Genomic DNA, 21,735 nt, shown 5'->3' on the forward strand with positions numbered 1-21,735 from the left:
TGAAATGCCCGTAGCAGCCGGCGCCGACAGCGTCAACGATCCGCGCGCGCGGCGGGCCGTTCAGGGGGGCGTGGCGAGCCGGCTCGCGTCCGCCGGCTTGACCCCGAGCGCCAGGAGCGCCTCCTTGAGCTTGGCGCGCTGGAGGGAGATGCGGGTCGGCATGCCGCCCGAGATCTTGAAGGTCTCGAGGAAGTTCACGCCGCTGTCGAAGCGGGCGGCGAACGTGATGCTGTCGTTGTCGACGACGACCGAGATGGGCGCGCGCTCCTGGCCGATGAGGAGGAGCAGCGTCTTGTCGTACGACCCGCCCCGCTGCGAGGCGTCGACGAGGACCACGCCCGGCTCGACGCGCTCGTAGCGGAGCGCGATCCGGCGGGTCTCGGCTTCCATGGTGGCGAGCTCCGCGCCGGCCTGGTCGATGGGCGTCCAGAGCGACGGGTCGGAGAGGCCTGAGGCGAGGTGCCGGACGATGAGGCCGAAGAGGGCCTGATCGCGGGGGCGGGCGCGGAGGGCGCGGTCCATGCGGGTGGCGGCCGGGCCCGGGACGCCGATGCGGGTGTCGATGGCGCGGGCGTCGTCGTCGCAGCCTGGGTACGGCTCGACGCCGCCGCGCATCCACTTGGCGCCGCTGGCGAGGCCGTCGAAGTCGACGTGGCAGACGAGGGTGTCGACGCGCCCGGCGCGGGCGACGACCTCCGGGGTGATCATCTCCGGGCAGGCGCCGTGCTCCGCCTTGGTCGACAGGACGAAGCGGGGGTCGCCCGCGAAGCGCGCGTGGTGGGCGCTGTCGTGGTGGTCGACCCAGGCGGCGAGCCGCGGCCCGAGCTCCTGGATGAGCGGGAGCGTGACCGTCTCGAAGCTCTTGCCCCCCGCCTCCGAGGCGAAGGCGATGTCGAGCACGGCCACGTTGCCGCGCAGGTCGCGCGCGCGCGGGAGCTTGCGGGGGGAGGCGAAGGCGAGATCGAATCCGTGCATGGCGTGGCTTCCCGGGGAGTCAGGTGAGGTCCAGCCGGGTTGCCTGACGTGTGGCGGCGTGTCGGCGGGCGCCTTGCTCAATACACCCGAAATGCCTGAAGCGCCGCGAGGTAGGACCTTTCTCGGGCGAGGCCTGAATGATCCGCTAGGATAATCCGACCAACGGCAGGGACGGCTCGGCGCGCCGGGCGGTCCTGCAGTACGCCGCCGCGCCCGCCGCGCAGGAGGCCGGCGGTTCCAGGGAGACGCGACACGAGTGGACCGCGCGTGCGTCGGCACCAGCGCGGGGCTGCTGGGCTACGTCGGAGGAAGTGGATGAGAAGCGACGTTCTGGGACTTGGTCTTCTGGCTCTTGGGGCGGTGCTCTGCGGCGCGGGGCTCCCGGGCGCGGCGGCCGTCTCCGAGGCGAGGGCAGAGCCCGCCCAGGTGACGGTCTCGGCCGCGCAGGCGACCGGGGCGACCGCGCAGGTGACCGGGGCGACCGCGCAGGCGGCGGTGTCGGGGCCGACCTGCAAGCTGAAGGGGACGGCGCCGGTGAACAAGGGCGTCCGGCTCCACGACGCGCCGAGCGGCGGCCGGACGATCGCGAACTTCACCGGCGCGCTGGTGCCGATGACGCTGAGCGCGATCCCGGCGGACCCGGCGTCGGGCCGGGCGAGGCTGAGCACGTCCGACGGCTCGCCGACGCTGCGGATCGACGGCTACATCGCGCCCACGGACATCGCGGTGTTCACGACGCGCGACATCCCGGTCATCAGCGGGCACATCTGGATCTCGAGCGCGCAGAAGGTGAAGATCGTCGCGGCGACGGGCGACTCGCTGCGCGCGGAGCTGTCGATCTCGGGGTCCGAGGGGCAGACGGCGAGGGCCTCGGCCCCGTGCGACGCCTTCGCGCTGCAGCGCGGCGCGCCCATGAAGATGGAGGTCCCCGGCAGCGCCCGCGGCTACCTGATGAAGACGTCGACGATCGAGCTCTTCGATCGCCCGAACGGCGACGTGATCTTCACGCTGAAGATGCTCGAGGGGACGGCCCAGCTCTTCTGGAGCACGGAGGCGAAGGCCGGCTTCGTCCACCTGATGTCGCGGGGCGATCTGACGGTCGACGCCTGGGGGCGGCTCAAGGATCTGGAGCCGCTGAAGAAGGGCGAGCTGATGGACCAGTACATCCCGCCGACGACCGCGGTGGCCGGGGCGCAGCTCGCGCTCGACAAGGCGCCGCCGATCGTGAAGGCCACGCGGTCGATCCCGATCCGCGCGCGGCGCGACGAGAAGGAGAGGCCGGTCGGCGAGATCGAGGCCGGCGCGGAGATCTACCTGCTCGAGACGGTGGCCGGCTGGACGAACGTGCTCCCGAAGGCGCTCGGCATGACGCCGCCAGACGAGGGCGGCTTCTGGATCCCCGCCGCGGAGACGCCGAAGTAGCGAGGACGCGGCGGCGCGCGGCGGGGCTCCTCGACCGACGCGCCGCAGCGAGGGCGCGGGCCTCCGTGGCGCCCTGCTCGAGGGGTTCAACTCTCGAGCGCACCGCGGCGCCAGGCGACTACGATGCCCGCCATGAGCAGAACGCGGTTTCGTTCCCGGTGGCTGCGCGCGAGCGTCACGGCTGGCGCGGTCGCGGCCTCGTCGACATGGCTCGGCGACGCCGCCGCGCAGATCGCGCCCGTGGTGCTCCCTCAGGCGGCGGGCCAGCAGGCGCTCGCCGTCCGCATCGACGCGCGCGGGATCTCCGCCCGCGCCTGTCCCTCGGCGGCGGCATGCGCGCCCGACGGCGGCAAGGCCCTCGCCGTGCCGTCCGAGGTCGCGCCGCTGCTCGGCGGCGCGCGCGTCGCGCCGGTCACGCTCGCCGACGGCAGGCACCTCGCGAAGATCGAGGCGCCCGCCTCGGGCGCGCCGTCCGGCGCGCGCGAGGGCGGCGTCGCGAGCGGGTCGTGGGTCATGCTGCTCGCCGCGCCGCTCGCGGGGAAGGGGACGGAGCCGCTCGTGCTCTGGAGCGGCTGGACCGGCGTCGCCGCCGGGGAGCACGGCGAGGGGCGGAGCGACGCCGTCGTCGTGGAGCCGCTCGGCAGCGGCAGCCGCGTGCTCGTCGGGCAGCTGCGCGACGACGTGACGATCTGCGGGCGTCCGGCGCTGGTCGGGGCCAGCGAGGTCGATCCCCGGACGATGACGCTCCTGAAAGGGGCGAGCTTCCAGAACCTCCCGGCCGAGGAGCGGCGCGCGGCGGGCAAGGTGGCCGCGGAGCGCCGCGAGGCCGACGCCGCGGCGCCCGGCTTCCGGCTGCTGCGCCCGACCGCGGCCTCGAGCGCGGTCGGCAAGCGCTTCGCGGAGATCGCCGACGGCGACCCGAAGACAGCGTGGTCCGAGGGCAAGGCGGGCGCGGGCCGGGGCGAGTTCGTCTCGTTCTCGTCGGCGGACGAGGTCGGGATCACGGGCCTCGGCCTGCGCATCAAGCCGGTCGACGGCGTGGAGGGCGGCGCCGCGCCGCGCACGCTCTTCGTGGCGACGCCCGATCGGCTCTTCCATGTGAGCCTCCCCGAGGACGCGTGGGTCAAGGAGTCCGCCGGCTACGAGGTGAAGCTGCCCGAGGAGATCAGGGCCTCGTGCGTCGCCGTCGTCCTCGACGAGGCGTTCGCGCCGCGCGGCGCGCAAGCGGGGGAGCGGGGCTCGCCGTCCGCGCCGGAGGTGCGCGTCACGATCGCCGAGGTCACGGCGCGCACGGCGTTCGACGGGCAGGCCCCTGCGGCGCTCGTCGGCGCGCTCGCAGGCGGCGGCGAGCGCGCCAGGGCGGCGGCGGCGCTGCTCGCGCGCAGCGGGCCGGAGGCAGCAGAGGCGGCGATCGCCGGCTACGACAGGCTCGACCCCGCGGGCAGGCAGCTCGCGGCGGGCGTGATCGACACGGCGCCTTGCGCGGTGCAGATCCCGTTCTTCACCGCGCGGCTCGCGTCCGGGGCGGCGGCGGCCCCGCCGCGGGGAGCCCGCCGCGCCGCGCCGCCCGAGCCCGATCCCGAGCTCCACCACGCGCGCGATCGCATCCGCCGCTGCGGGCGCGCGGCCGCGCCGGCGCTCGCGGAGATCGTGAAGGGCGGCGGCGCGGCCGCGGCCAGGGTGGCGGCGGCGCGCGAGCTCGCGCTCGTGGCGCCCGCCGAGGCGGTGCTGGCGCTGCTCGACGCCCTCGCGGCGGCGCGCGGCGCGACGCGCAAGGAGCTCCGGGCCGCGCTCGCGCTGGCGGCGCGCAGCGAGCGGGCGGCCCCCGTGGTCGAGGAGGAGGTGCAGCTCGATCGCCTGCGCGCCCGCCCCGAGGACGCGCAGCTCGACCTGCTCCGCGCGCTCGGGCCGTCGCTCGGGCGGGTGAGGGGCGGCGGCGCGGCGTTCCAGGCGCTCGCCTCGGCGGCGGGCGCCCCCTTCGAGCGGCGCTACCTGCTCCAGGCGCCCGCCGCGGCGCTCGCGCGCGCGGGCGAGGCGCCGGCCGAGGCCTACCTGCGCGCCTCGCTCCGGAAGGACGCGGACGCCCACGTCCGCCTCCGCGCCGCCGAGGTCGCGGCGGACGTGCCGTCCCTCGCGCCGGACCTGCTCGCGGCGGCCTCCGATCCGGACGTGCGCGTGCGCGAGGCGGCGGTCGTGGCGCTCGCGCGCGCGGCCTCCGCCGGGGCGAAGCTGCCGGCAGGCGCGGCCGAGGCGCTCGCGGCGCGGCTCGCCTTGGACCCGTGGACGTTCATCCGCGGCGGCGCTGCGCTCGCGCTCGGCGCGATGCCCGCGGCGCCTGCGAGCGACAGGGCGCTCGTCGGGGCGCTCGCCGACAGGTCGCCCGAGGTGCGCCGGCACGCGCTCGACGGCCTCGGCGCGCACCGGGCGACGGCGCACATCGAGGCCGTGCGCGACAGGGCGGAGGACAAGGAGGAGGACGTCGAGGTGCGCGCCCGGGCCATCCTCGCGCTCGGCGCGATGTGCGACGCGAGCTCGGTCGACCTGTGGACGCGGCTCGCGCTGCAGGCGAAGGCGCCGATGGGCGAGCGCGATCAGCGGCTCGGCTCGGCGGCGCTCGCGGCGCTCGGGGCCGTGCGCCCGGCCGATCTGCCCGCGCGCCTCGAGCCGCTCCTCGACAAGGGCACGCCGCACGGCCTGCGCGAGGCGGCGCGGGCCGCGCTCTCCGCGGCGCCGCAGTGCCGCCGGTGAGAGCGCGCGTCACCTCGCGCCGCGGCCGGCTCGCCGCGGCAGCACGGCGCGCGCGCGCGCGATCCACTCCATGAGCGAGGCGGCGTCCTGGGGGACGGCGTCGATGTCGGCGTCCTCGACGACGCGCACCATGGCGGCGCCGTCGCCCGGCATCATCCCCTTCGCGGCGAGCATCGCCTGCGCCCGGAGCGGCGAGAGCTCCTCGGTCGCTTTTTCTCCGAGGAGCGCGAGGATCCATCCCTCGAGCGCCGGCACGGCCACGCCGCCGATCACCTCGGGCGGCGCGGAGAGGCTCGACGACACGCGCCGGATGCCCTCCGCGACCGCCTCGCGGCGCGCCGGATCGCGGTCGATGTCGCGCGAGAACGCGAGCACGTCGCACCCCGCCTCCATCGCGTCGAGGGCGGCGCCGAGCACGTGGCGCGTGTCCTCGTGGGCCGCGCCGCGCGCGCTGTACTTCCGGATGGTCTTCCACTCGCGGGCGCCGCCGACGACCCACCCGCTCGGCTGGACGCGGGAGAGCAGGGTGAAGAGCACGCCGGGGCGCTTGTCGGACTGGAAGGCGGGCGCTCCGGCGCGGCTGCCGAGCTCGTTCTCGCCTTCGCCGACCAGGAAGACCCTGGTCTTCTCGGGCGGCTTCATCACGGCCGCGGGCCTCCTCCGAGCAGCGGCGCCTCGTCCGCGCCGTTGGCGTAGCTGAGCCAGAGCTCGCCCAGCGCGTACACCCTCGCGCGATCCTCGAAGCCCGGCGTGCCCAGGATGCGCGCGGCCTTCATCCCCTGCTCGCCCGCGCGGGTGACCACCGTGACCTCCTCCGGCTGGAGCTCGTTCACGACGAGCGGGCTGTGCGTCGCCAGGAGGACCTGGGTCTTCTCGGAGAGGATGCGCAGGGCGCGCATCACGTCGGCGATGCGCGCGGGGTGGAGCCCGCGCTCGGGCTCCTCGACGAGGAGCAGGGGCGTCGGGTCGAGGTGCGGCAGCGCCGCGAAGGCGAGGTAGTAGAGCATGCCCTCGCTCATGAGCGCCGCCGGGACGACCGCGCCGCCCTCGAGCTTCACGCCGATGGCCTTCGTGGTGGGGCTCGGGTTTCCGAGGTGGACGCTCCTCACGCTGGGGAACAGGCGCGTGAGCTCCTCGTTCAGCTCGATGTAGGCCGGCAGGTCGCGGCTGATGATGGCGTCGTAGACGGCCGGCAGGCCGGCGCCGCGCTCGTCGGCGAAGCAGAGCGGCTGCCCGTCGGGGATCAGCGGGTGCGGGGACCGGAGCGCGTCGGGGTCGAGGCGGAGCACCTGGGTGCCGCGCAGGGCCTGGACGATGTCCGGCGCGGGGCGTTCAGGGCCCGCCCCGCCGGTCGTGACCTCTTCCTCGTCGGCGTCGTCGAGCAAGGAGGGCGGCTCCAGGTCCCTGGGGAACGACGTTGTGCGCGCCCGCCCCTCGGCGTCGAGCTCCACGCGCCACGTCGTGCTCGCCGCCGACAGCTCGAACACCGAGCCGCCCGGGCCTTTGCTCGCGCTCGCCGGGGCGCCGCGCCCGAGCGTGTCCGGCGCCGGCGCCCCGAGCGCCCGCTCGAGGACCGAGGAAAGGGTCCGCAGCGCCCGCAGCACGGTGCTCTTGCCGCTGTCGTTGGGCCCGATGATCGCGTGCAGCGGCGTGAGCTGCAGCGTCGCGTCCTGAACGCACCCGTAGCCCTGGATGCGGAGCTGCTCGACGTAGGGTCGTTCCATCGAGGTCGACGCCAGCATACCTGCGCGCCCGCCGGCAACAAACTTGGCCCATCCTCGTCCGCCCCTCTACGCCGCGGGCATGCGCCGCCTCTCGCCGATCGCGCTCCTCCTCGTCGCGCTCGCCGTCCCCGTCGCCGTCGGCCTCGGCGCGCGCGACGCCAGCGCCAGCGTCGCCTACGAGTCGCCTTACACCTTCGAGCAGACCTTCGGCACCGCGCTGCGCCTCGTGCGCGTCGATCTCGGCTTCAAGCTCGTCGAGAAGGACGCCTCAAACGGCTACCTGCTCTTCGAGTACCGGAGCCCGGAGAGCGGCGGCAGGGTGACGCAGGGGGCGATCGAGATCGTGAACGGCCGCGCCGGCGTGCACGTCGCCGTGCAGCTCCCCGCGATGCCGCAGTACCATGAGCAGGTGCTCCTCGACGGCCTCGTGAAGAAGCTCGTCGCCGAGCACGGCGACCCGCCGAAGAAGGCGCCCCCGCCGCCCGCCGACGCGGGCGCGCCCTCCCCCGACGCGGGCGCCCCCTAGCCGCAGCGCCGCACGTACTCGAAGTCGACCGGCCTGCCCTTGAGGCCCTTCGTCGGCGCCGCGATCCAGTTCGCCATCTGCTTCGGATCGAACACCGGCTTCTCCATCAGGCTCATCACGTACGCCTCGTCGGCCGCGGTCGGCAGCCACTCGTCGCGCCGGCGCTCCCACGCCTCCTTCGAGATCGGGTTGCCGTCGACGTCGAAGTGGAGCCCCGCGTAGATCCCCGAGCTCCGGTGGAAGCGCCGGCTCGGCAGCCTCAGCCTGAACGGGACGCCGGACTCCTCGATCACCCGGTTCATCTTGTCGATCCCGCGCTGCGAGTCGGTCACGTACTCGTCGCGCAGCACCTCGTTCATCGCGTTCCGGAGCGGCACCTCCTCGCGCCGCCACCCGGACAGCGCGCCCCCGGCCGCCGCGATCGGCACCTCCATCGCAACCACGCCCTCGAGCGCCCGGTGATCGTCGTACGACTCCTCCTTCGCGCGGCCCTTCACGCTCGACGCGAAGAACGACGCCGCGTTCGACGAGATCTCCCCGCCGAACAGATCCAGCGACAGCGAGTACCAGAGGTTCAGGTACTTCTGCATCGTCGGCAGATCGATGCCCCCCTCGGCGCGCGCGTCCTCGTTCTTGTTGCGCTTCATCAGCTCACACGTGCGCTGGCAGATGCGGAGCAGCCCCGTCTCGCCGACGAACATGTGGTGCGCCTCCTCGGTCAGCATGAACCGCGTCGTGCGCGACAGCGGATCGAAGCCGCTCTCCGCCAGCGCCAGGAGCTGGTACTTGCCGTCGCGATCCGTGAAGTAGGTGAACATGAAGAACGAGAGCCAGTTCGTGCACGGCTCGTTGAAGGCGCCCAGGATCCGCGGCTTGTCCGGGTCGCCGCTCCGCCGCTCCAGGAGCGCCTCCGCCTCCTCGCGGCCGTCGCGGCCGAAGTGGCTGTGCAGCAGGTACACCATCGCCCAGAGGTGCCGCCCCTCCTCGACGTTCACCTGGAACAGGTTCCGCAGGTCGTAGACGCTCGGGCAGCTCTGGCCGAGCAGCCGCTGCTGCTCCACGCTCGCCGGCTCCGTGTCCCCCTGCGTCACCACCAGCCGGCGCAGCATGTTCCGCAGCTCCCCCGGCACCTCCTGCCACGCCGGCTCGCCCAGGTGATCGCCGAAGCCGATCTTCCGATCGGGCACCGGATCCGCGAGGAAGATGCCCCAGCGGTATTCCGGCATCTTCACGTAGTCGAAGTGCGCCCACCCCTCGTGATCGACGCTGATCGCCGTGCGCAGGTACACGTCGTCCGCCTGGAAGCCCGCGGGCCCTGTCTCCCGCCACCAGTCGATGAACTTCGGCTGCCACGCCTCGAGGGCTCGCTGGAGCTTCCTGTCCGACGCGAGATCGACGTTGTTCGGGATCCGGTCCGAGTTGATGACTGCGCTCACGTCCGCCTCCAGTCGAATTCGGGGCGCTCCGGGCGCCCGTACACGGTCAGCGCGCCCCGCGGTCCCACCGCGTTGGGGCGCTGGAAGATCCAGTTCTGCCAGGCCGACAGCCGGGAGAAGATCTTCGTCTCCATCGTCTCCGGCCCGCAGAAGCGCAGGCTCGCCTCCATCCCGGTCAGCGCGTCGGGCGACAGGCTCACCCGTTCCTCGATCGCGAGCCGCACCTCGTCGTCCCAGTCCATCGCGTCCGGCGTGAAGGTGCAGAGGCCCTCCTCCAGCGCCTCCTCGGCGGACAGGAGCCCCGTCTTCTCCTTCAGCGCCAGGGCGCGCTCCGGCGCGGCAAGGAAGCGCGACGCGAGCCGCGTCAGGCCGTTCGACATCACGAGCGGACCGAAGTTCAGCGCGCTCAGGGCGATCGCCGCGGGCTCCGCGCCGTCCTCCCCCCCGTCCAGCATGTAGGACCGGTCCGCGGCGAGGGCGAGCTCGAACAGGCTCCCCGCGAAGCACGAGCCCGGCTCGATCAGCGCGAACACGCTGCGCGCCGTCAGGTCGAGCCGCTTGAGCACGCGCCGCATGTGGAGCAGGACCTCCTTCACGAACCAGTCGTCCCGGTTCGCCCACAGCGCCTCGTCCGCGGCCCGCACCGCGTCCGGCGAGCCGCTCGTCCTGAGCAGGACGAGGCCCACCGCGGGGTGGTTGAAGCGGAGGTCGAGCAGCGCGTCGTCGAGCTCGCGGAACGCGCGCAGCGCCCACAGGTCCGCGCCCGCCCGGCGCATCCCGGCCGCGTCCGGCGGCTCGCTTCCGTCCGGCCCGAGCACGCGGATCTCCGCCGTCCGCGCGGCGCTGTCGACCCTCAGCGAGACGTGGCGGTACGCGCTGGTGGAGACGTCGCCCTTCTCCTCGCGCCGCGCCTCGAGCGGCGCGAGCTTCACCCCGGGCCCCTCCCTGTCCGGCGTCGACGCCGCGAGCTCGGCGGCGCGCTGGGCCACCGCCTGGTCGAAGCGGCTCTTCGGGATCGCGCTGTCGACGAGGCCCCACGCCTGCGCGCGCTTGCCGCGCACCCCTTCGGCCAGGGTCGAGAAGACGTCCGCGATGTCGCGCCGCACCTTGCGCTTGTCCACGAGCCGCGTGAGCCCCCCCGTCCCCGGGAGCACCGCGAGCAGCGGCGTCTCCGGGAACGACACAGCGCTGCTCCCGTCGTCGCAGAGGAAGATCTCCTCGCACGCGAGGGCGAGCTCGTACCCCCCGCCCGAGGCGACGCCGTTCAGCGCCGCGAGGTAGCGCTGCCCGCTCTCGGCGCACGCCTCCTCGAGCGCGAGCCGCGTCTCGTTCGTGAACTTGCAGAAGTTGACCTTGAAGGCGTGCGTCGACGACCCGAGCATGTAGATGTTCGCGCCCGCGCAGAAGATCCGCGGCTGCGCGCTCGTCACGACCACCGCCTTCACCTCGGGGTGCTCGAAGCGCAGCCGCTGCACGATGTCCGCGAGCTCGATGTCGACCGCGAGGTCGTAGCTGTTCAGCTTGAGCTGGTAGCCGGGCCGCATCGGCGCTTCCTCGTCGACGTCCATCGCCACGCGCGCGATCGCCCCCTCGAACGAGAGCTTCCAGTGCCTGTAACGGCCCGGCTCCGTCTCGAAGCGGAGGGGCGCGCCCTCGCCGGGCGAGCCCTCGTCCCGGGCCCGGGTCTGCGGCGCTGCCGCCGCGGAAGGAGGAGAGGTGGTCGCTTCCATGCGCATGAGCCCACCACCTGGGAGCGCCTTCGTCAAGCACTATAGTGCTTGTTGATCCATGGTTCATGAAATATAGTGCATTGTCAGGATGCCGCCCCGCGAGCCGAGCCGCCAGACAACGCGTGGACAGACCGTGCGCGGAGCGCGCGCAGGGCGAGCGCCGGAGGCAGCGGCAGAGGACGCCGCGGACGTCGACAGCGGCGCGCCGCCGATCCTCGAGCACCTGGCCGGGCGGCTCCGGCAGCGGCGCCAGGAGCTCGCGCTCACCTTGCGCGAGCTCGCCGGGCTCGCCGGGGTCAGCGAGCGCTTCCTGGTGCTGCTCGAGAGCGGCCGGGCGAACGTGTCCGTTGTGCGGCTCGAGGACATCGGCCGCGCCCTGGGCACCTCGGCCGCCGCGCTGCTCTCGGCTGGCGAGCTCGTCGGTCACGAGGCGTCGCGCGGCCTGGCTCCCGGCGAGGCGGAGGGCGGGTCGGGCGGCGCCCTCGTCGCGCTGCTCGGCCTGCGCGGGGCGGGCAAGACAACGATCGGCGGCCGCGCCGCGGCCCGGCTCGGGGTGCCCTTTCTCGAGCTCGACGGCCTCGTCGCCTCGCGCGCGGGCATGAGCCTCGCGGCCCTGTTCGAGATCCACGGGAACGCGTACTACCGGCGGCTGGAGCGCGAGGAGCTCGCGCGGCTCGCCGACGCGCGCGCCCACGGGATCGTCGCCACGGGCGGCGGCCTGGTGACCGATCCGGCGACCTTCGAGCGGCTGAGGCGCTGCGCCGTGACGGTGTGGCTGCGGGCCAGGCCCGAGGACCACTGGCGGCGCGTGGTCGAGCAGGGGGACGCGCGCCCCATGGCCAACCGGGCCGACGCCATGAAGGAGCTCAGGGCGCTCTTCCTGGCCCGGCGCGCGCTCTATGAGCAGGCCGACTTCGTGGTGGACACGTCGGCGCTCGGTCTCGACCGCTCTGTCGATCGCGTGGTCAAGATCGCCCGTGAAGCTGGTAGAAGGGACGCGACGCGCTCGCCGTGAGCCGGGGCGCGCCCCTTCCCATGTCCATGCCGCGCCTGAAAATTCTCTTCGTGGTGTCCGAATGCGTCCCCTTCAGCAAGACGGGCGGCCTCGCCGACGTTGCCGGCGCGCTGCCGATCGCGCTCGCCGCAGCCGGCCACGACGTGCGCATCGTCATGCCGGCCTACCGGGTCGCCAAGCGCTACCTCGCCCGCCAGATCGAGGCCGCCGAGCGGAAGCTTGGCGGCAGCCAGACCGTCGCTGCGCCCGCCGTCGTCGCGGCCGAAGCCGGCGCCCCGGCGATCGCCCCGGCCGACGCCGCGCTCGCCGCCGCGCCCGCGGACGCCGCGCCCACCGCTGCGGCGACGGACGCCGCGCCCCCCTTCGCCGCGGCGCAGGGCGGCGACGGCGCGTCTCCGGCCGAGATCTTCATGCCGCGCCGCCTGCCGTCGCCGCTCGGCGTGCCGCTCGGCAGCGGCGAGGCGTGGATGGGCGTCTGGGAGACGTTCATCGAGCCCGGGACCCCCGGCGCGCCCGCGCCCCGCGTGTACCTGCTCGAGCACGACGTGCTCTACGATCGCGACGGCATCTACGGCGACGCGCACGGCGAGTTCGGCGACAACCTCGCCCGCTACGCGCTGCTCTCGCGCGGCGCGCTGCAGCTCTGCCACGCGCTCGGCTTCTGGCCGGACATCGTCCACGTCCACGACTGGCAGTCCGCCCTCGTGCCGCTCTACATCAACGTGCTCGAGCACCGGTCGCCGCTCGCGCGCGCCGCGACGGTGCTGACGATCCACAACCTCGGCTACCAGGGCTGGTTCAACAAGTTCCAGCTCCCCACGACGGGGCTCGGCTGGGACCAGTTCCACAGGTTCTGCCTGGAGGCGCACGACAGCATCAACCTGCTCAAGGCCGGCATCTACAACGCCACGCTCGTCTCCACGGTCTCGCCCCGGTACGCGCAGGAGATCCAGACGTGGGAAGGGGGAGAGGGCCTCGACGGCGTGCTCCGGGATCGCGGCAGCGACGTGATCGGGATCCTCAACGGCATCGACGACTCCATCTGGAACCCCGCGACCGATCCCCACATCGCGGCGACGTTCTCCGCCGAGGATCTGAGCGGCAAGGGCCTCTGCAAGGCGGCGCTCCAGCGCGAGATGGGCCTCGAGGAGCGCCCCGACGTCCCGCTCCTCGGCCTCATCAGCCGCCTGGCGACCCAGAAGGGGATCGACATCCTCGCGGGCGCGCTCGACCACATCCTCTCGCTCGACGTCCAGCTCGTCATCCTGGGCTCCGGCGAGCGCTGGGCCGAGGACCTCTTCTCGCGGATCTCCGGCGCGAGCGATCGCTTCCGCGTCTACGTCGGCATGAACGAGGGCCTCGCCCACCGCATCGAGGCCGGCGCGGACCTGTTCCTGATGCCGTCGCGCTATGAGCCCTGCGGTCTGAACCAGCTCTACAGCCAGCGGTACGGCACGCTGCCGGTCGTGCGCGCCGTCGGCGGCCTCGACGACACCGTCGAGAACAACGTCACGGGCTTCAAGTTCGAGGAGATGTCGTCGATGGCGCTCGGGAACACCGTCGCCTGGGCGGTGCACCTCTACCGCGCCGACCCGGCGTACTTCCGGACGATGCAGCTCCGGGCGATGAAGAAGAACTTCGGCTGGTCGCACGCGGCGCGCCAGTACGAGGCGCTCTACCGTCTCGCCATCTCCCGCCGGACCGGCCGCCCGATCTGATCGCGCCCGCGCCTCCCGGAGGAGGCGCTGTGCGCTCGGCGCGCGCCCCCGGAGGGACGCGCGCCGCGATCAGCGCGCGCGGGCGGCGCCTCCCTGCCGGGAGCGACGCCCCGGGCGCGTCACTCCTTCTCCGGAGCGGGCGCGGCCGGAGCGGCCGGCTGCGCGGTCCCGGCGGCCTGGGCCTTCTCCGCCTGGGCCTTCGCCATGAGCGAGCGGGAGAGCGCCCGGTGCTTGCCCTCGATCAGCGACACGAAGCCCGTGACGACCGGCAAGTACAGCGAGGGGGAGCTGATCCCCTTGTCCGTCAGCTTGGGCTCCGCCGCCTTCATGTCGCGGAGGAAGTTGTCGAACGCGGGCACCATGATCTTGGACCACGGGTCGGTCTGGTTCGTCGAGCCGTGGGTCTTGAGCGCCGCCGCGGACGTCTCCAGCTTCTGGAGGGCCGTCTTCACCGCCGCGGGATCGACGTTCTTGCTGGCGAGCATCACCATGAGCGCGCGCGCGTCCTCGAGGGCGGCGATCGCCGCCTTCTGGCCCTCGTCCGCCTTCGAGAGGTCGGGCAGGTGCGACGCGTGCCACGCGGACACCGCGAGGCCGAGCTTGTCGGAGTGCGCGTCGAGCTTCTCGAAGCCGGCGAGGAGCTTCGCGTGGAGCTCCTTGCCCTTGGCGAAGCTGTCCTTCTTGTACTCCTCGCGCTGGTAGTAGTTGGCCGCCGTGGCGATGTTCTTCGCGAGCTCGCTCGCGAACGGCGCGTACTCGGAGAGCGCCGCGTCGACGTCCGGCATGGCCGGCTCCTTCAGGCTGAGGGCGACGGTGCAGGCGCGCGCGTTGCGCTCGTAGGGGGCGCGCGCGCCGATGTTGATCGGCCGGCGCTCGCCGGGCGCGCCCTTGGCAGCGGCGGCAGCGGCCGCCTTCGGCGCGGCGGCGCCGGGCGGCAGGGCGGTCGTCTTGGGCGCGGCGGCGCCGGTCGTCGGCGTGGGCGGCTTCGCGGGGAGCAGGCTCTTGGCGTCTCCGGGCTTCGCCTGATCCTCGAGGCCGAAGCTCGGGATCTTCTTCTCGCTCGGCTCGTCCTTGCCGAGGCTCGCGAGGTACGCGTCGCGGGCCTGTCTCAGCGAGAGCGTCCCGAAGTAGCAGGCGTCGACGCGGTACTCCTTCATCGACTGCGGGTCGACCTTCGCGATCGGCGACACGGGCGTCCGCAGGTTCGCCTTGCCCTTGTTCGCCGCCGCGGAGCTTGCCGGCTCCGGCTGCGGAGGAGGCGGATCCTCCTTGCAACCGGCAGCACCGCTGGCGACGAGCACGAGCGCGATGGAACAGAGAGACCTGACGGAAATCATTCGGTGTGCCTCCTCGGCTGGCGCAGGAACGGGGCGCATCATGCCTAAGCCGGCGGCGCTTGCAACACTGGCCATTGGCGGGAACTTGCGGCCCTGGTCGGGAAAACCCCGGCTCCAGCCCCAAACACCCCGGGTCGCCGGGTTCTTCCTGGCCTCCGCTATGGCTGATGGAACGATCAGGGTCTAAGGTCCGCGGCGTGAAGCTGAGAAGCCTGACCCTCGATGAGCTGACCATCGACGACGAGCGCTCGTTCCGGCACGTCGCGCTCTACGACGATCTCAAGCAGGCGTTGCGGCGCGACGGGTACCGCTTCCGCGTGCCCGAGGTCGAGGCGAGCTGGGATCGGGTCGTCTTCCTGAACCTGACGTTCTGGAGCCAGAGCGAGCAGGGCGACCTGATCCCCGGCGAGCACATCGCCGCGGACGTCGTCGCGCACGTCGCCTGGCACCACCTCGCCCACCGCGCCCTCACGCCCGCGGGCGCTCCGCCCAGCGCGGAAGCGCTCCTGCTCGCCGAGGCGATCGCGAGCGCGTTCGACCTGTACCTCGTGGGACGGCTCCTCGGGCACGCGCCGAGCGCCGATTTCCTGGCCACGCAGGTCCCCGCGATGGCCGAGGCCGCCGAGGCGTCCGGGCTCTCCGACGCGGGCTTCGAGGCGCTCCTGGAGAGCGTCGCCGCGGATCCGGAGCGCGCCTTCGAGGACCTCCGCGCCCTGCTCTTCGACGTGACCACGGCGCTCCTGCCCTGCGATCGCCTGAGCCGCGCGGCCGAGATCCTCGCCGGGTTCGACGCGCACCGCTTCGCGCCGCTCCTGCACCACTACGAGCTGTCGAACTGGATCCTGTCGACCCGCGCCCCCGGGCTCCCGCCCGCCCCCGATCCGGCCGTGCGCACCGTCGACGCGGCGCTGCGGAGCGCGGAGGTCTCGCTGGCGTGGCTGGAGCAGCGCTGGGTGCGCCCGCCCGCGCCCCTCGGGCCGTGATCGCCGCCACGCCCTCCACGTAGGGCGGAAGCACGGCGGAGAGCCGGCCGGAGCTCGCCTGGAACATCGGACGGAAACGTCGGCCGAACGGCGCGGTCGGGCCTTCCCTTGAGGTCGGCCGCCCTGGTCGCCAGCGAGAAAGATTGCGCGTCCTGACGAGCTGCGCGATTCTCTTCTCAACGTGCAACTCGCCTGCTCTCTCTGCAGGGCTTACGTGGAGATCGGCGTGGGACGCGAGATGCGTCCGTCTCTGCCGTTTGTCTGCAAGTCCTGCCGCGCGAAGAGCAAGCAGGCGGCGTCCGACAGGGCAGGGGGCACCGACTCGCGCCCTTCTCCCTCGGGCGTCCCGAGCTCGGCGAGCGGACGCGACCGGCGCGAGCCGCCGAGCGAGCCGGAGCGCTCGCGACCGTCGTCGGCGCGCGCGCTGGAGCCGGACCACGGGCTTTCCGGCGACCTCCTGGACGCCGAGTCGACGCTCCCGGGCGCGGGCATCCAGCGCAGGACGGAGCCCGCCGGCGGCCCCGGGCGGCGCGCGGGATCGGTCCCGGCCGGGCGCGCGCGAGGGCTCACGCTGGCGGAGCGGATCGCGCAGCAGGACCTGGGCGACGAGCCGGGATCCGGCGAGCGGGCGCCCTCGCTGGACGCGCTCGACGTCGCGGCGGAGGCCTCGCTCGAGCACGCGGTGGTGACGCCGGACGGCGGGCTCGGGCGGCGCGAGATCCTGATGCGGTCGCGCACGTTCGCGGGCGCCCCCTGGGATGACGCGCGGCGCGGGGGCTCGGCGCCGCCGATGAGCGGCCGGAGCCCGTCCGCGCTCCCCCCGGCCGACTCCGATCCCGTCTCGATCCAGGACCTCGCGCAGATGCTCTCCCCCGGCGTCGAGCCGCCGTCGCTCTCGTTCGGGTCGGACGCCCCCGAGGACGATCGCGCGAGCCGCCCCGCGCCGGCGCAGGAAGCCGCGCCGAGGCTTCGCGCGGGGGCGCCCGCGCCGGTCCCGGTGCGACCGCCGGCGCGCCGCGAGCACCGCGCGCCCGCGGGGCGGCCGCGGTCCGCGACCGCCGCCCCGCGCGCGGGCGTCTCCTCCCGGCCCATCACGCCGCCGTCGGAGATGCCGCCCGCGCCGCTGTCCGAGCTCCCGCCGGCGCCGCTCTCCATCGACGAGGGCCGGCCGTCGTCTCACCGCTCGTCGCCCGAGCTCCGCCTCCAGGACGTCCAGGCGATGGCGGCGCTCGCCCCGCAGCCCATGCCGTCCGCGCGGCGCGCCCGGTCCGGCCCCGGCGTGCAGCCCGCCGACCCCTCTCCGGCGGATCTCGCCCTGCTGGGATCGCTCACCCCGCCGCCGTTTCCGGGTCCGCCGCCGCTCCCTGCCACGGAAGCGTCGCGGCGCGAGCGCCCGAGGCCGGGGGCCGCGGAGGCGACGGGCGCCGCCGGGGTGCCTCGCGAGCCGGCGAACAACGACGAGCGGCCCTCGCGCGAGCCGCCGACGCGCGCGAGCAGCGCCCCCAGGGGGGCCTCCCGCGCGGGGGGCGACCGCATCAGCCAGCCCGACCTCTTCAGCGAGTTCAGCGAGCCCGACGTCCGCGGGCGCGCCGGCCGGAAGGAGGACTCCGGCCTGATCGACCTGCGCAGCATGGCGCCGCCGCCCGGCGCGGAGGGCGGGGAGCGCCGCAACGAGCACCGGGCCGACGAGGAGATCCTGAGCATCAGCGGCGGGATCTTCGAGGGGGCTGCCGCGGCGCGCAGCTCGTCCCCTTCGTTCCCTGCGCAGCCCATCGATCCCGACCTCCAGGCCGCGGAGGAGGACACCACCTCTGCTTCCGGTTCCGGGGAAGAGACGCCGGTGCGCACCTCGATCACGGCCGGCTCCCTCGTGTCCGAGGGGCTGCGCGCCCTCTCGACGCCGACGTCGCGCCAGTACCTGGCGATCACCGGCTGGGTTGTCGTTGTGTTCGTCGTGTTCGGCGCCGCGCTGTACCTGGCGCAGGCCCGGGGCCGATCGTCCAGCGCCGCGACGGCCCAGGTCGCATCCGCCGCCAGCGCCGGTGCGCTCGTCGCGCCGCCGCCGGACCAGGCGCCGCCGGCGCCCGCCCCCCCGGCTCAGGCGGAGCCCATCGCCGAGCGGGAGCCGTCGCTCGACGACGAGCCTGTCGCGGCCCCGCCGGCCGCCGCCTCCGCCGTCGCGGAGCAGGCGCCGCCCGCGCCCGAGCCGAGCGCCGCGCCGCCGCCCGAGCCTGCCGCGCCGCCGCCCGAGCCGGCGGGGACGGCCCTCGCGGCCGCGCCGTCGCCGAGCGCCGCGCCGTCGCCGAGCGCCGCGCCCCCGGCGGCCGCCGCGCCGTCGCCGAGCGCTGCGCCTGCGGCCGCAGCGCCGTCGCCGAGCGCCGCGCCCCCGGCGACCGCCGCCCCGCAGGCGAGCGAGAAGCCTCAGGTCGCCGAGAGGCCTGCCCCGGCCGCGGCGCCGAGCGCTCCCGAAGGCGCGAAGCCTGCGGGGAAGCAGCCGCCGCCGCCCGCGCCGCTCCTCCCGGCGCGGGACGCCCCGGCCCGCTTCGATCAGAGCGCGGCCTCGAGCGCCCTCGCGTCCGCGGCGGCGGCCGCCGCCGGGTGCACCGGCGAGGGCCTCACCGGCACAGCCCGCGTGGCCGTCACCTTCGCGACCTCGGGCAAGGTGATGTCGTCGCGCGTGGAAGGGGGCGACCTCGTGGGCACGGCCACGGCCGCATGCATTGCGAATGCGTTCCGAAATATCTCGGTGCCGCCCTTCGAAGGAATTCCGGTCACCGTCATGAAGCAGGTGAAGATCCGCTGACGACGGGCCGAAAGCTTCCTATCCTCCCGCCGCTGTGCTGGTAGCGCTTCGGGTCAAGAACTTCATTCTGATGGATGCCCTCGAGCTTCGGCTCGAGCCTGGCTTCAACGTGCTCACCGGCGAGACGGGCGCGGGCAAGTCCATCGTCGTGGGCGCGCTCTCGCTGGTCCTCGGCGGCCGCGCGAGCGCGGAGCAAATTCGCCCCGGCGCCGACGAGGCCGAGATCGAGGCGCTGTTCGACGTGCGCAGCTCCGATCGCGCGATGGCGATGCTCGACGCCGCGGGCATCGCGAGCGGCGGCGAGGTGGTGGTCCGCCGCGTCGTCCAGGCGACGGGCCGATCGCGCGCCTACCTGAACGGCCGCCTCTGCACCGCGGGCGAGCTCCAGGCGCTCGCCCCGGAGCTCGCCGACGTCGCCTCGCAGCACGAGAGCGTCGCGCTCACCGATCCGTCGACGCACCTCGGCTACCTCGATCGCTTCGGCCGCCTCGTGCCGGCGCGCAGCGAGCTCGCGGCGGACGTCGCCGAGCTCGAGGCGCTCACCGCGCAGCTCAGGGCCGCCCGCGAGCTCGAGCGCGGCCGCGGCGAGCGCGAGGCGTTCCTCGCCTTCCAGCTCCAGGCCATCGACGCGCTGTCGCCGCGCCCCGGCGAGCTCGCCGATCTCGCGGCCGAGCGCAACCGGCTCCGCCACGCGGGCCGCCTGCACGACATCACGCGGCGCGCGGCCTCCCGCCTCGACCAGGGCGACGACGCGATGTGCGACGAGCTCGCGCGCCTCGCCTCCGAGCTCCAGGCCGCCGCGGAGATCGACCCCGCCCTCGACCCCGTCGCCCGCGCCGTCGACGCCTGCTGGACGGAGCTCAGCGAGGCGGCCCGCCAGATCGCCCGCTACGCCGAGCGCGCCGAGGCCGACCCGGATCGCCTCTCCGAGATCGAGGACCGCATGTACCGCCTCGAGGGCCTGCTCCGGCAGCACGGCCCCACGATCGAGGACGTGCTCGCCACGCGCGCGCGCCTCGCCGGTGAGCTCGAGCAGCTCGCGGGCGTCGAGAGCCACGTCGCGGACCTCGAGCGGCGGCGCGACGCCCTGCTCGCCGTCGCCGCCGAGCGCGCCCGCAAGCTCTCGGTGAAGCGGCGCAAGGCCGGCGAGAAGCTCGGCGTCGCGATCTCCGGGGAGCTCGCCGAGCTCGGCATGGGCGGCGCGCGCGTCGTCGTGGACGTCGCGCCGCACGGGGGCGACCGCGCCGAGCTTGTCGTCGACGGCGCCCGCCTCGGCCAGGACGGCATCGACCGCGTCGAGTTCCTCATCTCGCCCAACAAGGGCATCGAGCCCCGCCCCTTGCGCCGCATCGCCTCGGGCGGCGAGCTGTCGCGCGCCCTGCTCGCCCTGAAGCGCGTGCTCGCCGAGTGCGGGCCGGCCGGGCTCTATGTCTTCGACGAGGTCGACAGCGGCGTCGGCGGCGCCGTCGCCGACAAGATCGGGCGCGCGATCGGCGACGTCGCGCGCCACCACCAGGTGCTCTGCATCACCCACCTGGCGCCCATCGCCGCGTTCGCCGACGCGCACTTCGTCGTCGCCAAGGAGAACGCGGGCGGCATCGCCAAGAGCTCGGTCGCGCGCGTCGACAAGAAGGACCGCATCGCCGAGGTGGCGCGCATGCTGTCGGGCGCGAAGGTCACCGGCGCGTCGCTCAAGGCCGCGACGGAGCTCATCGAGGCGGCGCGCCTCTGACGCGCCCCTCGCCTCTCAGCTCCGCGCGAGCGCGTAGTCGTTCAGGTCGACGCGGATCATGTCCTTGAGCCACGGGTGCACCGTGATCGCTGTGCGGTAGAGCCCCTGGGCGATGCGCCGGTAGCTCGTGTGCCCCTGCTTCGCCGAGCGGAGCTCGATCACGTGGAAGAGCTCGCGCAGGTTCAGCGTCCAGAGCGTCCTCACGCGGAAGCCGAGCGGCACCGCGTACTGCGCCTCGAGGGGGTAGCGCTCCTCCGTGGCGTGCCAGGCGTCGCGCGCGGCGAGCATCGCGTCCTGGTAGGCCTCGGCGTGGCCGAGCTCCGAGAGCGCCTGCGGCGTCTCGAAGCCGAGCCGGCAGGTGAGCCGCTGCGTCGCGGGCGTCAGCATCCGGTGGCGCTGCAGATCGCGGTACGCGCCGTAGTCGAGCATCAGCTCGAAGGTCATGGTCGACGCCTCAAACGCGCGCGGCGGGGCGTCGTACGGCCCGCGCTTCGCGCACGCCGCCTGCGCGATGGCGATGAGCTCCGGCAGGGTCGCGCGTCGGAGCGCGTCGCCCAGGTTGTAGGCGTGCACGCCCGGGTCGCTTCCCTCGTACGCCAGCGCCAGCGCGACGCGCTCCAGGGCGTCCTTGTCGTAGCGCACCAGCCGGACGGGCTGGTTGATCACCATCGTCGCGCTCACGCCCTCCTCCGGCGGCGTGTAGACCCGCCGCATCGCCGCGGCGATCGTCGCCTGCAGCTCCTTCCGGAGCTCGTTCGGCGCGGCGTACTTGACGAGCGTCGGGGTCACAGCGAGCGCCGCCGCGTGCATCTCGCGGCCGACCCTGCGCACCTCCTCGAGCGGGTGCGACATCATCTTGGTGAGCAGGATCTCGAGCGCCCGCGCGTTCGCGGTCAGGCCGATGTTCGTCCGCGTCCCCGCCGGCAGGAGGCCGCGCAGGAGATCGCACGCCTGCGAGCGCAGCGCCGCCTTGTAGGCGCCGTCCGACATCTTCGCGGGCTTCGGCTCGCGCGCGCTCAGCCGCTCGGTCACCTTCGGGACCAGGTCGAGGTACGCCGCGAAGAGCCGCTCGCACGAGGCCCGGTACCTCGCGGCGTGCTCGGCCTCGATCTCCGGCAGGTCGACGAACGCGTGCTGATCGAACACGACGTAGCGCGTGCTCTTCTCCGTGTAGGAGCCGAGCCGCAGGTCCTCGATCACCTTCGACGCGACGATGCTCACGTTCTCGATCGCGAGGTGCACCACGGCGTGCTCCGCGACCGACGCGTGGCCGTAGCCGACGACCCACTTCTCGTGGAAGCTCCGCGCCTTGTCCGACGCGAACGCGAGCCCGCGCTGCGGCCGATCGTCGGCCTCCGGGGCGACGTCGAGCTCCTCGTCGCCGAGCAGGCGCGCCAGGTTGGTGCGCAGGTCATCGCGGCTGCGCGAGTAGTACGCGAACAGGACGGCGATGACCTCCTCGGGCAGACCCGACAGCGAGAAGACGTCGGCCGTCAGGCTCGACACATACGGCGCGATTCTGGCACGCGACGTTTCGTCCAAGGCCATGGCTGCTTCTACCCCTAATCCTGCGCCGATCGGTCGAC

The 21,735-nt window shown here is 74.1% G+C and carries 15 protein-coding genes; 8 read left to right on the top strand and 7 right to left on the bottom strand.

Annotation, left to right across the window (positions count from 1 at the left end; translation table 11 throughout):
- Positions 1-60 precede the first annotated feature (60 nt).
- Complete coding sequence (locus WMF42_RS05650; protein ID WP_061609815.1) at positions 61-975, bottom strand: hypothetical protein; 915 nt, start codon at positions 973-975, stop codon at positions 61-63.
- A gap of 315 nt (positions 976-1,290) precedes the next feature.
- Between WMF42_RS05650 and WMF42_RS05655 the strand changes: the two genes are divergently transcribed.
- Positions 1,291-2,397 (top strand): hypothetical protein, encoded by a 1,107-nt coding sequence (locus WMF42_RS05655; protein ID WP_061609816.1) that lies wholly within the window; start codon positions 1,291-1,293, stop codon positions 2,395-2,397.
- 132 nt (positions 2,398-2,529) lie between these two features.
- Complete coding sequence (locus tag WMF42_RS05660; RefSeq protein WP_437690683.1) at positions 2,530-5,145, top strand: HEAT repeat domain-containing protein; 2,616 nt, start codon at positions 2,530-2,532, stop codon at positions 5,143-5,145.
- Positions 5,146-5,154: 9 nt separating this feature from the next.
- Here WMF42_RS05660 and WMF42_RS05665 read toward each other — a convergent pair whose 3' ends face one another.
- Complete coding sequence (locus tag WMF42_RS05665; RefSeq protein ID WP_061608521.1) at positions 5,155-5,787, bottom strand: hypothetical protein; 633 nt, start codon at positions 5,785-5,787, stop codon at positions 5,155-5,157.
- A complete protein-coding gene (locus tag WMF42_RS05670; protein ID WP_437690685.1) occupies positions 5,787-6,869 on the bottom strand; it encodes an AAA family ATPase in 1,083 nt (360 codons plus the stop codon). The genes WMF42_RS05665 and WMF42_RS05670 overlap by 1 nt, the downstream gene beginning before the upstream one ends.
- Before the next feature lie 79 nt (positions 6,870-6,948).
- Here WMF42_RS05670 and WMF42_RS05675 point away from each other — a divergent pair, with 79 nt between their 5' ends.
- A complete protein-coding gene (locus WMF42_RS05675) occupies positions 6,949-7,395 on the top strand; it encodes a hypothetical protein (protein ID WP_061608519.1) in 447 nt (148 codons plus the stop codon).
- Here the strand turns inward: WMF42_RS05675 and boxB are convergent.
- Together boxB and boxC are read right to left on the bottom strand one after the other, a co-directional pair.
- Positions 7,392-8,831, bottom strand: a complete 1,440-nt coding sequence (boxB, locus tag WMF42_RS05680) for a benzoyl-CoA 2,3-epoxidase subunit BoxB (protein WP_434045875.1) — start codon at positions 8,829-8,831, stop codon at positions 7,392-7,394. The two genes, WMF42_RS05675 and boxB, sit on opposite strands and share 4 nt — an antisense overlap.
- Positions 8,828-10,561 (bottom strand): 2,3-epoxybenzoyl-CoA dihydrolase, encoded by a 1,734-nt coding sequence (gene boxC / locus WMF42_RS05685; protein WP_437694210.1) that lies wholly within the window; start codon positions 10,559-10,561, stop codon positions 8,828-8,830. The genes boxB and boxC overlap by 4 nt, the downstream gene beginning before the upstream one ends.
- A 133-nt stretch (positions 10,562-10,694) precedes the next feature.
- Between boxC and WMF42_RS05690 the strand changes: the two genes are divergently transcribed.
- The gene (locus tag WMF42_RS05690) at positions 10,695-11,576 is read left to right on the top strand and encodes a shikimate kinase (RefSeq protein WP_063815804.1); all 882 of its coding nucleotides are present in this window, start codon (positions 10,695-10,697) and stop codon (positions 11,574-11,576) included.
- Positions 11,577-11,602: 26 nt separating this feature from the next.
- The gene (locus tag WMF42_RS05695) at positions 11,603-13,294 is read left to right on the top strand and encodes a glycogen synthase (RefSeq protein ID WP_437690688.1); all 1,692 of its coding nucleotides are present in this window, start codon (positions 11,603-11,605) and stop codon (positions 13,292-13,294) included.
- A 119-nt stretch (positions 13,295-13,413) separates the two neighbouring features.
- On the opposite strand, the gene WMF42_RS05700 is transcribed toward WMF42_RS05695, so the two are convergent.
- Positions 13,414-14,631, bottom strand: a complete 1,218-nt coding sequence (locus tag WMF42_RS05700) for a DUF3829 domain-containing protein (protein ID WP_437690690.1) — start codon at positions 14,629-14,631, stop codon at positions 13,414-13,416.
- Between the two features lie 197 nt (positions 14,632-14,828).
- Here WMF42_RS05700 and WMF42_RS05705 point away from each other — a divergent pair, with 197 nt between their 5' ends.
- From WMF42_RS05705 to recN, 3 genes are all read left to right on the top strand, one after another.
- Complete coding sequence (locus WMF42_RS05705) at positions 14,829-15,614, top strand: hypothetical protein (protein ID WP_061613333.1); 786 nt, start codon at positions 14,829-14,831, stop codon at positions 15,612-15,614.
- Positions 15,615-15,852: 238 nt separating this feature from the next.
- Complete coding sequence (locus WMF42_RS05710; protein ID WP_437690692.1) at positions 15,853-18,417, top strand: hypothetical protein; 2,565 nt, start codon at positions 15,853-15,855, stop codon at positions 18,415-18,417.
- 34 nt (positions 18,418-18,451) lie between these two features.
- Positions 18,452-20,149, top strand: a complete 1,698-nt coding sequence (gene recN, locus WMF42_RS05715; protein WP_061605468.1) for a DNA repair protein RecN — start codon at positions 18,452-18,454, stop codon at positions 20,147-20,149.
- Positions 20,150-20,164: 15 nt separating this feature from the next.
- Here recN and WMF42_RS05720 read toward each other — a convergent pair whose 3' ends face one another.
- On the bottom strand, positions 20,165-21,697 hold the full coding sequence (locus WMF42_RS05720; protein ID WP_061605467.1) for an FAD-dependent thymidylate synthase: 1,533 nt from the start codon (positions 21,695-21,697) through the stop codon (positions 20,165-20,167).
- Between the last annotated feature and the right edge of the window lie 38 nt (positions 21,698-21,735).

The sequence above is a fragment of the Sorangium sp. So ce176 genome (genome assembly GCF_051519835.1).
Lineage (GTDB): Bacteria > Myxococcota_A > Polyangia > Polyangiales > Polyangiaceae > Sorangium > Sorangium cellulosum_G.